The organism is Streptomyces sp. NPDC052682 (assembly GCF_040678435.1).
Classification (GTDB): Bacteria; Actinomycetota; Actinomycetes; order Streptomycetales; family Streptomycetaceae; genus Streptomyces.
On the sequence record NZ_JBFATS010000014.1, the window covers coordinates 64,461 to 78,187 of the forward strand.

Consider the following 13,727-nt stretch of genomic DNA (forward strand, 5'->3'; position numbering starts at 1 on the left):
ACACGTGCGTGTGGGAGAGCCGTCGTGAGGTCACGGTCGCGGTCCGGTGGCGCTCTGCGTCGTTTCCCGGCGCCCGCGCAGCCACACGTACACCGGGATCCCCGCGAAGAGGAACAGCACCCCCTGGTAGACCGCCGCGTACCCGGCGCCCGCGATCAGCCAGAAGGAGAAGGCGAAGGACAGGGCCGCCACGGTGAGGTCGCGGGCCAGGCCGGCCGGGCGGACCCGCTCGCGGGTGCCCCGGGCCAGCCAGTACAGCTGGGCGGCGGCGGACAGCAGGTAGGGGACACAGCCGGTGAAGGTGGTGATCAGGACGAGGACGCGGAAGGTGGTGTCCGGGCCCGCCGTGTAGTTGAGGGCGATGAGGACCGTGCCGAGCACCGCGCAGGCCCACACGCCGAAACCGGGGACCCCGCCCTTGCCGACCCGGGCGAACGGGGCTGGGAAGAGGCCGTCGCGGGCGGCGGCGTACGGCATCTGCGCGGCCATCAGGATCCAGCCGTTGAGGCAGCCGGTGATCGAGGCCACCGCGACCAGGGCGACGGCGGTGCCGCCCCATGAGCCGCCGGTGACGGCGTTGACTGCGTCGGCGAAGGGGGCGCCGGAGTCGACGAGCCGGTCGTGCGGGACCAGGCCGAAGACGGCGACGGTGCCGAGGAGGTAGACCAGCGCCGAGCCGAGCGTGCCGAGGACGCTCGCCCGGCCCACCGTGCGCTCCGGGTCGCGGACCTCGCCCGCGCTGACCGCGGCCGACTCCACGCCGAGGAAGCTGTACAGCAGCAGCGCGGCGGAGGCGGCCAGCGCCCCGGACACGCTCTGGCCGGAGGCGTTGAACGGGCCGAAGTTGTCCGCGTCGACGAAGAACAGGCCGACGGTGGACAGCAGGAGCAGCGGCAGGAACTTCAGCACGGTCGAGACCAGTTGGACCGCCCCGACCCACCGGGTGCCGGCGAAGTTCGCAGCGGCCGGCAGCCACAGGGCGGCCAGCGCGACGGCCGCCTCGAGGGCGTGGTTGCCGCGCAGGGGTATGAGGACGTCGACGTAGCCGACGACGGCGACGGCGAGCGCGGCGATGCTGACCCAGCACATCGTCCAGTACGACCACGCCGACAGGAAGCCCGCGAACGGGCCGAACGCGTCGCGCGGGTAGACGTACAGGCCGCCCGTGACCGGGCTGCGCCGGGCCAGCTTCCCGAAGAGCAGGGCGAGCAGCACGGCGGCGACCGAGAGGACGACGAAGGCGAGCAGGCTGACGGTGCCGTAGGGGGCGACGGTGGCGGGCAGGGCGAAGATGCCGCCGCCGATGATGTTGCCCATCACCAGGGCGGTGGCGGCGGCCAGGCCGAAGGTGCGGCGGGGAGCGGACCGGTCCGGAGCGGACTCGGCGGGCTGGGCAGAGTCCGCGGGCTCGGTGGGCTGTGTTGCGTCGGTGGTGCCGGGGGCGGTCATGACGGTTCCTGTACGGACGGGGCGGGGAGGGTCGTGATCGTAACCCGGCATCCCACATGCTGGGCGACCTGTTCATGTAATGGACACACACCGATGTGGCGTACGGCGTCGCCTCGACTACCGTCGACCCCATGACCAGCACCTCGCCCCTCGCCGAAGCCCTCGCCGCCGGGACCGTCGTCCTCGACGGCGGCATGTCCAACCAGCTCGAGTCGGCCGGGCACGACCTGAGCGACGAGCTGTGGTCGGCGCGGCTGCTCGCCGAGCGGCCCCAGGCGGTCACCGAGGCGCATCTCGCCTACTACGAGGCGGGCGCCGACGTGGCCATCACCGCCAGCTACCAGGCCACCTTCGCCGGCTTCGCCAAGCGCGGCATAGGCCGCGAGCGGGCCGCCGAACTGCTGTCCCTCAGCGTGGAGTTGGCCCGCGAGGCGGCCCGGCGGGCCGAGGTTCCGCGGCCGCTGTGGGTGGCGGCGTCGGTCGGCCCGTACGGGGCGATGCTCGCGGACGGCTCCGAGTACCGGGGCCGCTACGGGCGCACGGTGGACGAACTGGAACGCTTCCACCGGCCCCGCATGGAGGTGCTGGCCGCCGCCCGCCCCGACGTCCTCGCGCTGGAGACGGTCCCGGACGCCGACGAGGCGGCGGCGCTGCTGCGCGCGGTGCGCGGGCTCGGGGTGCCGGCCTGGCTGTCGTACACCGTGCAGGGGCGCCGGACGCGCGCCGGGCAGCCGCTGGAAGAGGCTTTCGCGCTCGCCGCGGACGTGGACGAGGTGATCGCGGTCGGCGTCAACTGCTGCGCGCCCGAGGACGTGGACGGCGCGATCGAGATCGCGGCGCGGGTGACGGGCAAGCCGGTCGTGGTGTACCCGAACAGCGGTGAGGCCTGGGACGCCCGGGCCCGGGCCTGGGACGGCCGCGCGACCTTCACCGCCGAGCAGGTGACGGGGTGGCGCGCGGCCGGGGCCCGGCTGATCGGGGGGTGCTGCCGGGTGGGGCCGGAGGCGATCGGCGGGATCGCGCGCTCGCTGCGTGCCGGCTGACCACTCCACGCGGCGTGCGGCCCACGCCCGGCGGAGCGGGCGTGGGCCGGCCGGCGACGGCGGTGGCTAGCTGCCGCCCTGCTCCCGGCTGATCCGCTGCTTCTCCTCCTGCACCTGCTCCACGACCCGCGGGGTGACCCGGCGCTCCCGCAGCGTCTGGACGAGCCGGTCCAGCAGCTCGGTGGCCCAGTCGTGGCGGTCCTGTGCGGCAAGGGCGCCGGCGGTGGCCTCGACCTTGCGGGTCAGGCGGATGTGGCCGAAGGTGTCGGCCGCCGCGTCGAGGTCGCCGTAGGCCCGCTGCGCCAGGGGCAGGGCCGTGTCGACGTCGGTGCCCTGGGCGTCGACGCGCGCGGCACCGCCGTCGCTGCGCGTGAGCACCTTGCCGGGGACGCCCGTGGCGGTGACCAGGCACGCGGCCGCGTGCTGGGCCACCGGTTCCTCGGGGACACGCTCGATCGCCTCGCGCAGGACGTCGTTGGCGTGGTCGAGCACCCGGCTGCCGCCGAGCGCCAGGACACGTCCGACGGTGTCGGTGTACACGTCGTCCGCGAGGCGTTCGTGCTCGCGGCTGACCGGGCGCAGCACCCGTACGGGCAGCGGTTCGGCGAGGACCTGCCCGGTCGCGTCCGGGGCCGCGGTGTGCGCGGCGCCGTCGGAGGGGATGCGCAGTGCCGCGTACACCTGGTAGTCGCCGGGTTCGTCGATCTGCCAGCCGCCGAGGCCGCTGGAGAGGAAGACGGGCGCGTACAGCGACTCACCGGGCTGGAGCAGCACTGGCACGGGCCGCCGGCAGTGGGTGAGGTACGGCCGCACGACGCGGGCCTCGCCGGCGCCCCGGCGCTGCACGACGACGCTGACGTCCTCACTCACCAGGGCGTCGCGGTCGACCATCATGGGGGCGGTCGAGACGTTGGTCAGCTTCAGCTCGCCGATCACCGGTTCCAGCATGCTGAAGCGGTAGGTGCCCTGCGGGTCGGACGCACGGTTGACGCGCAGGGCGAGGCGCAGCGGCCCCGCGGCGGCGGCACTTCTCGCCCGCTGGAAGGCGTGGTGGTCGAACCACGGGATGTTGCCCTGTTCCACGAACCGTTCTGGAGCGTGCCGCAGGAAGCGCAGTTCGTCCTCCGAGAAGAAGTACCGGAACTCGCTGAAGAACGCCTGCTCCCCGGGCGGGTAGCGGAACGGGTAGTTCATGTAGCTGAGCGCCTCGGGATCGTCGGCCAGCGCGATCCACGGTGTTCCCAGCGCCTTCTGCCAGGAGTGGGCGAGGTTGAAGGTGTGACCGATCTCGTGCACCGCCGTCCAGAAACGCATACGGCGGACGTACGCCTCGGGCGCGGGGTCGCGAGGGGGCGGATCGGAGATGAAGGAGCGCGAGAAGATCGCGCAGCCCTGGCGCTGGGCGGAGCCGATGTCGTCGAACATGATGCCGCCCAGATCGTGGCCGAGGTCGTGCTGCCCGGCGAACAGGGTCCACACCTGCCACTGGGCGACGCCCTCGCCGGACGGGCCGGGTTTCCACTCGGACCAGTGCCGCTGCATCGCGTCGTGCATCTCGATGTCGGACCAGCTGCCGTCGACGGACTCGGAGAGCGGGATCTCGTTGCTGCCCCTGGTGCGCGTGACGTGGATGCCCTGCCGGGTGAACGCGTCCTCGATGCTCAGGGTGACGTCGGGCAGGTCGGGCGGCCGTACGGGATGGTCGCGCAGCCGGTAGGAGTCGGTCTGCTCGGCGTCGGAGACCCGGTCGAACTCGATGTGCACGGTGCGGAAGTCGGGGGTGACATGCGTGTAGCGGACCACTTCGTCCGGCGCGTCGGGCCGTACGAAGGTCACCAGCGCGCCCATGAGCTGAAGCGGCGGTGTGCCGGTCAGCCGCACACGGATCGCGTTGCCCGGGCGCAGCGACGGGTTGCCGTCGCGGTACGTGATCGGTCCGGTGTACGAGCCGTTCGGCTGCCGGGTGACCTGTGCGATCCAGGTGAGCCTGCCGCCGAAGAGCCGGAAGACGGTGCCGGAGACGGTCATCGTGGGCGCGGGGCCGTCCACGTCGACGCGCAGCTCCTCGAAGGTGCCCGGGATCGCGGCGGCCGGCGCGGGGCCGGTCCGCAGGCCGGCCTCGGCGTCCGCCGGCTGGGCCTGCCCGTTGCGCGGCGCAACGCCGCCCGGCCTCGTCGCCGGACCGCCCGGGCCGGTCCCGGCCGCGCCGGCCTCCCCGGCCCCGGCCAGGGCCTCGGCCCCCTGACCACCGCCCGGGACCGGGAAGGGACGGTTGTCACGGACGTAGACGCCGCTGCGTCGCGCCGGGAGGAGCTGCTCGGGCTCCCTGGTCGCCTGTGGCGCCTGCTCGGCCTGCTGTTCGCCGCCCAGACGGCGGGAGATCTGGTCCGCGACGGCGGTGACCAGTTGGTCGAACTCGCCGCGGGGCTTGAATTCCTGGGTGGTCATTCTTCCTCCTGATGAGGCGTCGGCGCGGGAGGCCTCTGCTTCCGCCGCTGTCACGGCTGTCCGACGACGGCACGGAAAGCCGCCGGCAGGGCGAAGGCGCACGGTACGAGGCGCACTTCGGGCACCGCGGCTTCGGGGCAGCGCGGCTTGGGACAGCGGAACTTCGGGCAACGAACCTCGGGGAGCGAGACTTTCGGGAAGAGAGAATCGGGCGAGTAATTCGAGCAAGGGCGGGAAAACCCGCCTGTTCGTGGCCCTCTCCTCAGTCAAAGCCCGGCGGAAACGGGCTGCAACTCGGCTCGGCGCTCTCAGAGATAGCCCGGCAGATCGCCGCCGGCGACGGCGTGCACACCGCCGTCAGCGGTGACGCTGACCCGCACCGAACGGATGGCGGCCGTGTCGATCCGCAGGTCGAGGCGGTCGGATCCGTCCAGACGCACACCGACGAAGTGGTCTCCCTCGGGCAGGGCGACACGGACCGACCTGGCCAGGCCGATCTGGTGCCGCGTGCTGACATCGGGATCGTCGAGGACGACCCGGCCGTCGACCAGGACGACGACATGCCGGTGGTCGAAGCCTTCTTCCAGCGCGATGGTCAGCTCACGGTCGCTCATGGCGCCGCCTTTCGCGAGCACGGCAACCGCCACAGCGGTTCACGCGTCAATAACTGAAGAGGAAAAAAGGCAGAGCGAGCGCGTAAATTGACGGTGTAACGCACGGCCGTTTCCTCTCTTTCCCCTTTCTTCCCTCCTTCTTCCCCTCTCTTCCCATTCCGCTCGATTCTTATTAGGCTACGGGATTGAGCATGTCCCGCGTGCCGACGGAGGTTTGACGATGAACACCTCCGTGCCGGCGCGAGAACGGCAGCCGGTCGGTGCGTACCCGTGGCTCACCGGCCGGGGGCGCACCCGAGCACAGCCCTCGCCGTGGCGTGCCCGGGCGAAGACCCGTATCGCGTATCTGGAGGCGCAACTCCAGCAGGAGACCGGCAGGCCGGGTCGTTCCGAGGAACGCAAGGCGCTGCTGGAGGGAATGCGGCGTCACCTCGACAACGCCCGCGCCGCCGCCGACGAGGAGTTCGGATGGCGGCGGCTGTGGTCGGGCTCCACCGCCCGCGAAGGTGTCTGGTCCAATGTGCGCAGCGCCGACGTCCTGCTGCTGCAGCTGGTGTCCGACACGGAGGCCGCCGGCCGCGCCGGGGAGGTCATGGCGCTCGCCAAGCAGCACCTGGAAGCCGACGACCCGCAGCGCATACGGCTTACCCAGCGGCTCCGGCAGATCGTCTCCGGGGAGATGACGCCGAGCGACCGGGAGCTCATGGCCAGAGTGCTGGACGCCTCCTACAACACCCTCGACGGCGAACTGGCCCGGGTGCGGAGCCTGCGCAACATCCTGTGGACCGCCACGTTCCTCGTGCTGCTCGGTGTGGCGGGCCTCGCGCTGTACGGCTGGTTCTTCCCGTCCTCGCTGAGCCTGTGCTTCACCCCGAAGGTCAGCCCGGGCGGCGCGGAACAGGTGCAGGTGGTGTGTCCCTCCAGGGAGCATTCCGGGGTGTCGCCCAGCACCGCCGCCAGCAGCCTCGCCCAGCGCAAGGACATCCTCACCGTCGAGATCGCCGGGCTGGCCGGCGCGGCGCTCACCGTCATCGCCTCACTGCGCCGCATCCGCGGCACCAACGCCCCGTACATGCTTCCCTTGGCGTCGGCGGTCCTGAAGTTCCCGACCGGCGCCCTGTCGGCCTTCCTCGGGCTGCTGCTGATCAGGGGCGCCTTCGTGCCCGGGCTGAGCGATCTCGACAGCCGGGCCCAGGTGCTCGCCTGGGCCGCCGTCTTCGGCGCCGCGCAGCACCTGGTGACCCGCCTGGTCGACGACCGGGCCCAGCTGACGTTGTCGGAGGTGGGCAAACCCACCGACGCGGTGGCCGACCCGGAGACGGCCGCCGTCAAGGAGGAGCGCTGGGCGGCACCGGGCGAGCGGCCAGGCCTCTCGGGCGGCGCCGAGGGGGACACCCGGGGATTCCACGGGGGCGCCGAGGCGGAGGCACGGGCGGGACGATCCGCCCGGCAGGCCGGACCGTAGCGTGCCCCTCTACCCTCGTCCCGTTCCTCCCCACTGCCGCCGGCCTCCCCGCGGGAGCCGGTTCCCGTCCGGGTGCGATCCGGGACGTGGCGGCCTGCCTGGGCGGGGGTGTTGGCGTCGGCGGTGTCCCGGGAGTTCGGCGGGGGTGTACCCGGTGAGCGCGGCCACCAGGGCGCGGGTGATGCGGGCGGTGCGCGAGCTGGACCACGTCGCCGACGCACGCGCGAAAGGGGTCGCCCGGGCCGGCACGCCCACTCTGGCGTTCATGCTGGAGGACATGGTGGCGCCCGTGCGGCTGGGCGCCGGGCAGCAGCCGGCCCGCCACTGAGGCGCACGTCGGCCGCGCCCGGTACGCGGTGACCAGCCGCGCCGGGCACCGGGCAGCAACCCGCCACCACCGAGACGCACACCAGCCGATCCCAGTACGCAGTGACCAGCCGCGCCGGGCACCAGGCAGCAACCCACCACCACCGAGACGCACACCAGCCGGTCCCAGTACGCAGTGACCAGCCGCGCCGGGCACCAGGCAGCAACCCGCCCCCACCGAGACGCATCCCGCCGCGGGTGAGGTTCGGCATCACCAGGCAGTCCGCCGTTCCGGCCAGGGCGCCGTCGGCGTCGGCCACCAGGACGGTCGGCGTCCGCCCCTGCTGCGCGGCTGTCGCGGCCCAGATCCCGGCCGCGTGTCGTGGCGCAGCGGGGCGTCGTCGGGGCTGAGCTCGCGGTGGAGGCTGAGCACCTCGGGAAGCTCCGCCTCGGCCGCCCGCCCGCGGGCACACCCGCGCCTGTCCGCATGGGGATCACCCACGCGTTCGGGGTTTCGAAAGTTTTGCGCCAAGGAAACCCGCTGATTCCTCTGTCTTCCCGCCGAGTTGAGCCAGACCTAGAGTAGGAAGCGCTTTCTTTAGGGTCTGGTCGGCGTGCTCTGCGGAGCGCGGCAGGCAGCGCTGGTCGAAACTTTCCACGGCCCTCGGGCGGGCCGGAGAGGTGGGGTTCCCGATGGTCCGTACGGGGAGTGCGAGCGCGGCGGCCGGTCCGACGCTGGCGGTCGTGGCCCGCGAGGCGGGGGTGTCCGTGCCGACCGCGTCGAAGGTGGTCAACGGACGGGAGGACGTGGCGCCCGAGACCCGCCGGCGCGTCACCGAGGCACTGGACCGGCTCGGTTACGTGCGCCGGCCCCGTTTCGACACGGCGAAGGCACCGCGGCTGGTCGACCTGGTCGTGCAGTCGCTGGAGAGTCCCTGGTCGGGTGCGGTGCTGCACGGTGTGACGGAGGCGGCGTACGACGTGGGACTGGAGGTCGTGGTCTGCGCCGCGCCGGCCCGTGACCGCGGCGGGCGCCCCGAGCGGGGCTGGCTGGACAGGCTGGGCGCACGCGGCTCGCACGGGGTGCTGTTCGACCTGGCCGAGCTGAGCGAGTCGCAGTACGCCTGGCTGGAACAGCACCGCATTCCCTACGTGATGATCGACCCGGTCCGCGAACCGCCGCCGGGGGTGGTGTCGGTGGGTGCGGCGAACTGGCAGGGCGGGGTGAGCGCGACCGAGCACCTGCTGGCGCTGGGCCACGAGCGGATCGCCGTGATCGCCGGTCCCCGGCGCACGGTGAGCAGCAGTGCCCGGGTCGCCGGGTACCGCTCGGCGCTGGCCTCGGCGGGTGTGGAACAGCGCGCCGCGTACGTCCGGCACGGCGCGTTCGACGAGGCGGCGGCCCGCCGCCGGATGCTGGAACTCCTCGACCTGCCCGAGCCGCCGACGGCCGTGTTCGTCTGCTCGGACCGGATGGCGCTCGGGGTGTACGAGGCGCTGGCCGAGCGGGGGCTGAGGGTCCCGGACGATGTCAGCGTGGTCGGTTTCGACGACCTTCCCGAGTCCCGCTGGGTGAGCCCGGCCCTGACCACGGTCCGTCAGCCGCTGTCGGAGATGGCGGCGACGGCTGTGCGGCTGCTGGTGCGGATGATGGACGGCAGCCGTCCCGAGGGCACCCGCACGGAACTGTCCACGCGCCTGATCGAACGCGCCAGCACGGCGAGACCGCGAGGCTGACCTGAGGAGGGCAACACCCCCGTGTTGGCGGGTTGTTGGCGCTCCCTGGCACGATGCGATCATGATGGAGGACATACAGGCCCACGGGGAGGCGCTCGTCGCCGCCGCCCGCGCCGGCGACACCGCGGCAGCCCGACGGCACACCGACTTCTTCGTGCTGCGCCACCTCGTGGACGAAGGGATCCCCTACTGGGAGCAGGCGGTGGCGGCCGGCGACGCCTTCTCGCACTACACCCTTGCCCGGTACCGGAAGATCCGGGGCGATCGGCAGGCCGCGGAAGCGCTGTACCGCGCCGTCGCCGACCGTCACGCCGGATGCGCCTACGGACTGGGCGTCCTGCTCCGCGAGAACGGGGACCCGGAGGCCGCCGACTGGTTCCGCCGCGGCTGGGAGGGCGGACGCCACCTCGACTGCAAGATCGAGCTGGGCAAGCTGCTCGCGGCCGAGGGGCGGGTCGACGATGCGGCGAAGTTCCTGATGAGCGACATCGATCTCGGCGACATCGCGGTCTTCCGCTGGGTACAGCTCTTCGAGTCGATCCGCGAGGACTTCGACCGCGTCGCGGCGGGGCTCAACGCCGCCGAGGCCGCCCAGGACGCGGACGCCGCCGCGGAGGCGCTGCGCCCGCTGTTCGCCCTGGAACAGCACTTCCGCGACTACCCGGGCCTGACGGCCGAAGCCGCCGGTTACTACCGCAGGGCCTCCGCGCTCAGCTCCGCCGCCCGCGTGGACCATGCCGTGTTCCTGGCGGAGACCGGCGGTGACTCCTCCTGGCCCGAGGCCCGTGGCCTGCTGCTGCGGGCCCACGAAGAGGGTTACGAAGGCGCCTCGTACGTCCTCGGTGTCCTGCACGAGCAGCGCGGCGACCTCGTCGACGCCGAGCACTGGTACGGCCTCGCCGCCGCCCAGGGGCATCCGCCGGCCCAGTGGAACCTCGCGCTGCTGTGCAAGCGGCAGCGGCGTTACGAGGAGGCCGAACGGTGGTTCCGGGAAGTCGGCGAGGACGACGAGGACGTCGTCGAGCAGCTCGCCCGGATCGCCGCGATCCGCGAGAGCGGAACCGTCGGGCCCGGCAAGGATCTGCGCCGGCTGCCCGGGCTGCGCGAGCGGGCCGAGGCGGGCGACGTGCACGCCTCGTACGCGTACGGGAAGATCCTCGGCGACTGGGGCGGTGCGGACGACCGCCACCTCATCCGCTGGATCGAACCCGCCGCGCTGGCCGGGGACCCCGAGGCGGCGTACGACCTGGCGGAACTGTACGGCGCATTGCGCAAGCCCACCCTGCGCGACCAGTGGTACCGGACGGCCGCCGAGGCGGGGCACCATGACGCGTGCAACCACATGGGGTGGCTCTCCGAGCACCACCGGGACTTCCAGGAGGCCGAACGCTGGTATGTCCGCGCGGCCGGTGACGGGTCCGGGCTGAACGCCATGCTCGCGGGCAAGCTGAAGGCCCAGCGCGGCGCGTACGCGGAGGCGGAGCCGTTTCTCCGTACGGCCTGGGAGCAGGGCGGGGAGACGGCCTTCAGGACGGAGGCCGCCGGGTACTACGGACTCGTCCTGCACCGGCTGGGGCGTCTCGCCGAAGCCGTCGAGCCGCTGCGGACCGCCGCCGCCCGCTGGGACGACGACGTGAGGGCCCGCTACAGCCAGGACGATCTGGTCGTGCTGTCCCGGATGGCCGACCCGCGGCAGGAACTGGCGCAGGTGGAGGCGGCGCTGACGGCCTGACCGCCGGCCGGGCACCTCCGCCGCGGGCAGCCGTCCGCGCCCGCCACGCAGTTGACGCCTCGTCAGTGTGATCCGCTGTCCGTCACGCGTGCGGCCCAGCCGATCCCGCCCCGCAGGTGGGCCCGGAAGTGGGGGTCGTGGTAGGCCTCCGGGGCGTGGCCGAGGGCGGTGTAGAAGACACGGCCGGCGCCCTGGCGGCGGCACCAGACCACGGGGTGGTCGTCGCCCATGCCGCCGCCCTCGTAGGACGACTCGTCGGCGCGGACCAGGACGTGGACCGCGGCGCGGGGGTTGGTGCGGAAGTCGTACCACTCGTCGGTGACGTGCCACACGGCCGGCAGGTGCCGGGTGGCGGGGTGGTCGTGGTCCTCGACGACGGCCCGGCCGGGCTGGTGCTCCGGGTGGCGGGCGAACCAGGTGCCCAGCATCCGGCCGTAGTACGGCCAGTCGTACTCGGTGCAGGCGGCGGCGTGCACGCCGGCGAAGCCGCCGCCCGCGTCGACGTACGCCGCGAGCCGTTCGCGGCCGCGCGGGGTGAGGACCTCGCCGCTGGTGGAGAGGAAGACGACGGCCGCGTAGGCGTCCAGGGGGTGCTCGAGGACGGCGGGGTCCTCGGTGGCGTCCACCTCGAAGCCGCCGAGGGCGCGCAGGGCGGCGATGCCCGCGGGGATCGAGTCGTGCCGGTAGGCGGTGGTGCGGCTGTAGACGAGGAGTCGGGGCGCCATGGCGTGAGCCTATGCCGTTCGCGGACGCCCAGGGCTCGGTATCGTCGCCGGATGATCCGGATACCTCAGGCCTTCGCGCGGGGCACCGTCGAGCGGGAAGGGGAGGCCGGCGCGGCCTGGCTCGCCGAGCTGCCCGGGATCGTGGACGAGTTGCTGGCGCGCTGGGGGTGCGTGCCGGACGGTGAGGTGCTGCACGGTGGTGTCGGCGTCGTCGTCCCGGTGCGCCGGCAAGGCGGCGAGGCCGCCGTGCTCAAGGTGTCCTTTCCGCATCCGGGCAACGTCCACGAGCCGGACGCCTTCGCGGCGTGGGGCGGGCGCGGGGCCGTGCTGCTGTACGAGCGCGACGTCGACCGGTTCGCGATGCTGCTGGAGCGGGCCCGGACGACGACCCTGGCGGAGCGGGCGGACAACGAGGAGATCGTGACGGTCGCGGCGCGGATCGGCCGCCGACTCGCCGTCCCGGCGCCGCCCGGCCTGCCCCGGCTGCGAGAGCGCGCGGGCCACTGGGAGGCGGAACTGCGAAGAGACGCCGCGGAGTTGCCGCACACCATGCCCCGGCGTGTGGTGGCGGCGGCGGTGGCGACCGTCCGCGAGCTGGGCCCCCTCCAGCCGGACACGCTCCTGCACGGCGACCTGCACGCCCGCAACATCCTGCGCGCCGACCGCGAGCCGTGGCTGGCCGTGGACCCCAAGGGGTACGCGGGCGACCTGGCCTACGACGGCGGCACCCTGCTGAAGTCCCGCCTGCCGGCGCTGCTGGAGGCCGGCGGTGACCTGCGCCGGTCCGTGCACCGTCTGCTGGACGTCTTCGCCGAGGCCGCGGAGGTCGAACGGGAACGCGCCCGCCGCTGGGCCCAGTTCCACGCCGTCCAGGCCGCGTTCCACGGCCGCCGTCACGGCTTCCGGATCGCCCGGGGCGGGCCACGGCTGGCGCAGCTCACCGCGCTCGCCGACCACCTGGCCAAGGTGCTCCAGGAGTTCCCCGACAAGTCCGCCCGCTGACCCGGCGGGGAGTGAGGTCCGATTCGTTCAAGACCGGCCACCGCGGCCCCGCCTACGGTGACCGCATGACCGCACGCTTCGATGCCATCGGCCTCGTCGTCTCCGACATGGCCGCCTCCGTCGCCTTCTACCGCCGTCTCGGGTTCCCCTTCCCGGAGGGTTCCGGCAACCAGCCGCACGCCGAAGCCGCACTGCCCGGCGGGCTGCGGCTGATGCTCGACACCGAGGACACCGTCCGTTCCTTCCACGCCGAATGGCGGCCGCCGCGGGGCGGCAGCCGCGCCTCGCTGGCGCTGCGCTGCGACGGGCCCGAGGAGGTCGACGCCGTGTACGCGGACCTGGTGGGCGCCGGGTACCACGGTGAGCTCAAGCCGTGGGACGCCTTCTGGGGGCAGCGGTACGCCACCGTGCACGACCCCGACGGCAACGGCGTGGACCTGTTCGCGCCGCTACCGGGCCAGTAGGTCCCGCGGCCGCAGCCCGGTCAGCTCCCGCACCTCGCGGGTGAGGTGGGCCTGGTCGGCGTAACCGGCCCGGGCCGCCGTCTGCGCGAGGGGCAGGCCGGAGCGGGCCAGGGCGAGGGCGCGCTGCAGCCTGAGGACGCGGGCCAGCGTCTTGGGTCCGTAGCCGAAGGCGGCCAGGGAGCGGCGGTGCAGCTGGCGGGCGCCGAGGCCGAGCGCGTCGGCGGTCGCGGCGACCGGGCGGCCGGCGGCCAGGGCCGTCACCACGCGCCGCAGCAGCGGGTCGGGGGGTGGGGTGCCGGCCGCGCGGCGCAGCGCCAGTTCCTCCAGGCCGGTGGCGGGGTCCGGGGCCGCCGCCACCCGGGCGGCCAGGCGCCGGACCTCCGCGGCGGGCCACAGGTCCGCGAGCGCGACCCTGCGGTCGCGCAGCTCGTCGGCGGGCACCCCCAGCAGCGCGGGCGCCGTGCCCGGGAAGAAGCGGACACCGGCCCAGGCGCCAGCCTCGCCGTCGGTGACGTACGCGCGTGTGTCGGGTCCGGCGACCAGCAGCCGTCCCTGGTTCCACAGCAGGTCCATGCAGCCGTCGGGCAGGATCCGGGCGGGGTCGGAGCCGGCCGGGGTGCTGGTCCACACGACCGCGCCGGGCAGCCGGGAGGGCCGCTCCGCGTACACGTACGACGACACGTACGCCAGGCTACGCCGCCCGGCCCGGTACCCCACCGGGGGTGCGCCGCCCGGCCCGGTG

Annotated in this window: 12 protein-coding genes; 7 read left to right on the top strand and 5 right to left on the bottom strand. The window is 73.6% G+C overall.

Translation table 11 applies throughout. From position 1 onward, the window contains the following. Positions 1 to 30: 30 nt before the first annotated feature. Positions 31 to 1,449, bottom strand: a complete 1,419-nt coding sequence (locus AB0K80_RS22630) for an amino acid permease (protein WP_365672344.1) — start codon at positions 1,447 to 1,449, stop codon at positions 31 to 33. Between the two features lie 131 nt (positions 1,450 to 1,580). On the opposite strand from AB0K80_RS22630, the gene mmuM reads away from it, so the two are divergent. Beyond that, a complete protein-coding gene (gene mmuM, locus AB0K80_RS22635; RefSeq protein ID WP_365672346.1) occupies positions 1,581 to 2,492 on the top strand; it encodes a homocysteine S-methyltransferase in 912 nt (303 codons plus the stop codon). A gap of 66 nt (positions 2,493 to 2,558) precedes the next feature. Here the strand turns inward: mmuM and AB0K80_RS22640 are convergent, their stop codons facing one another. Together AB0K80_RS22640 and AB0K80_RS22645 are read right to left on the bottom strand one after the other, a co-directional pair. Further along, positions 2,559 to 4,940 (bottom strand): hypothetical protein, encoded by a 2,382-nt coding sequence (locus AB0K80_RS22640; RefSeq protein WP_365672348.1) that lies wholly within the window; start codon positions 4,938 to 4,940, stop codon positions 2,559 to 2,561. A 308-nt stretch (positions 4,941 to 5,248) separates the two neighbouring features. Continuing rightward, complete coding sequence (locus AB0K80_RS22645) at positions 5,249 to 5,554, bottom strand: hypothetical protein (protein WP_365672350.1); 306 nt, start codon at positions 5,552 to 5,554, stop codon at positions 5,249 to 5,251. 220 nt (positions 5,555 to 5,774) lie between these two features. Between AB0K80_RS22645 and AB0K80_RS22650 the strand changes: the two genes are divergently transcribed. The 4 genes from AB0K80_RS22650 to AB0K80_RS22665 all read left to right on the top strand — a co-directional run bounded on the left by AB0K80_RS22650 (position 5,775) and on the right by AB0K80_RS22665 (position 10,794). Next, the gene (locus AB0K80_RS22650; RefSeq protein ID WP_365672352.1) at positions 5,775 to 7,019 is read left to right on the top strand and encodes a hypothetical protein; all 1,245 of its coding nucleotides are present in this window, start codon (positions 5,775 to 5,777) and stop codon (positions 7,017 to 7,019) included. Between the two features lie 154 nt (positions 7,020 to 7,173). Continuing rightward, positions 7,174 to 7,347, top strand: a complete 174-nt coding sequence (locus AB0K80_RS22655; protein ID WP_365672353.1) for a hypothetical protein — start codon at positions 7,174 to 7,176, stop codon at positions 7,345 to 7,347. Between the two features lie 671 nt (positions 7,348 to 8,018). Beyond that, positions 8,019 to 9,062: a substrate-binding domain-containing protein gene (locus AB0K80_RS22660; RefSeq protein WP_365672355.1), complete on the top strand. Its 1,044-nt coding sequence runs from the start codon at positions 8,019 to 8,021 to the stop codon at positions 9,060 to 9,062. Positions 9,063 to 9,123: 61 nt separating this feature from the next. Next, positions 9,124 to 10,794: a tetratricopeptide repeat protein gene (locus AB0K80_RS22665; RefSeq protein WP_365672359.1), complete on the top strand. Its 1,671-nt coding sequence runs from the start codon at positions 9,124 to 9,126 to the stop codon at positions 10,792 to 10,794. Between the two features lie 62 nt (positions 10,795 to 10,856). Here the strand turns inward: AB0K80_RS22665 and AB0K80_RS22670 are convergent, their stop codons facing one another. Then, positions 10,857 to 11,519, bottom strand: a complete 663-nt coding sequence (locus AB0K80_RS22670; protein ID WP_365672365.1) for a ThuA domain-containing protein — start codon at positions 11,517 to 11,519, stop codon at positions 10,857 to 10,859. Positions 11,520 to 11,570: 51 nt separating this feature from the next. Between AB0K80_RS22670 and AB0K80_RS22675 the strand changes: the two genes are divergently transcribed. Both AB0K80_RS22675 and AB0K80_RS22680 read left to right on the top strand, forming a co-directional pair. Further along, complete coding sequence (locus tag AB0K80_RS22675; protein ID WP_365672368.1) at positions 11,571 to 12,521, top strand: aminoglycoside phosphotransferase family protein; 951 nt, start codon at positions 11,571 to 11,573, stop codon at positions 12,519 to 12,521. Between the two features lie 65 nt (positions 12,522 to 12,586). After that, complete coding sequence (locus AB0K80_RS22680) at positions 12,587 to 12,985, top strand: VOC family protein (RefSeq protein ID WP_365672370.1); 399 nt, start codon at positions 12,587 to 12,589, stop codon at positions 12,983 to 12,985. On the opposite strand, the gene AB0K80_RS22685 is transcribed toward AB0K80_RS22680, so the two are convergent. Further along, positions 12,971 to 13,654 carry a helix-turn-helix transcriptional regulator gene (locus tag AB0K80_RS22685; RefSeq protein WP_365672588.1) on the bottom strand — a complete coding sequence of 228 codons (684 nt, stop codon included), beginning with the start codon at positions 13,652 to 13,654 and terminating at the stop codon, positions 12,971 to 12,973. The two genes, AB0K80_RS22680 and AB0K80_RS22685, sit on opposite strands and share 15 nt — an antisense overlap. Positions 13,655 to 13,727: the final 73 nt, after the last annotated feature.

Coding starts and splice junctions, on each gene's coding strand:
- AB0K80_RS22665 (WP_365672359.1), top strand. CDS start 9,124: ATGATGGAGGACATACAGGCCCACGGGGAGGCGCTCGTCGCCGCCGCC.
- AB0K80_RS22670 (WP_365672365.1), bottom strand. CDS start 11,519: ATGGCGCCCCGACTCCTCGTCTACAGCCGCACCACCGCCTACCGGCAC.
- AB0K80_RS22660 (WP_365672355.1), top strand. CDS start 8,019: ATGGTCCGTACGGGGAGTGCGAGCGCGGCGGCCGGTCCGACGCTGGCG.
- mmuM (WP_365672346.1), top strand. CDS start 1,581: ATGACCAGCACCTCGCCCCTCGCCGAAGCCCTCGCCGCCGGGACCGTC.
- AB0K80_RS22640 (WP_365672348.1), bottom strand. CDS start 4,940: ATGACCACCCAGGAATTCAAGCCCCGCGGCGAGTTCGACCAACTGGTC.
- AB0K80_RS22675 (WP_365672368.1), top strand. CDS start 11,571: ATGATCCGGATACCTCAGGCCTTCGCGCGGGGCACCGTCGAGCGGGAA.
- AB0K80_RS22630 (WP_365672344.1), bottom strand. CDS start 1,449: ATGACCGCCCCCGGCACCACCGACGCAACACAGCCCACCGAGCCCGCG.
- AB0K80_RS22680 (WP_365672370.1), top strand. CDS start 12,587: ATGACCGCACGCTTCGATGCCATCGGCCTCGTCGTCTCCGACATGGCC.
- AB0K80_RS22645 (WP_365672350.1), bottom strand. CDS start 5,554: ATGAGCGACCGTGAGCTGACCATCGCGCTGGAAGAAGGCTTCGACCAC.
- AB0K80_RS22650 (WP_365672352.1), top strand. CDS start 5,775: ATGAACACCTCCGTGCCGGCGCGAGAACGGCAGCCGGTCGGTGCGTAC.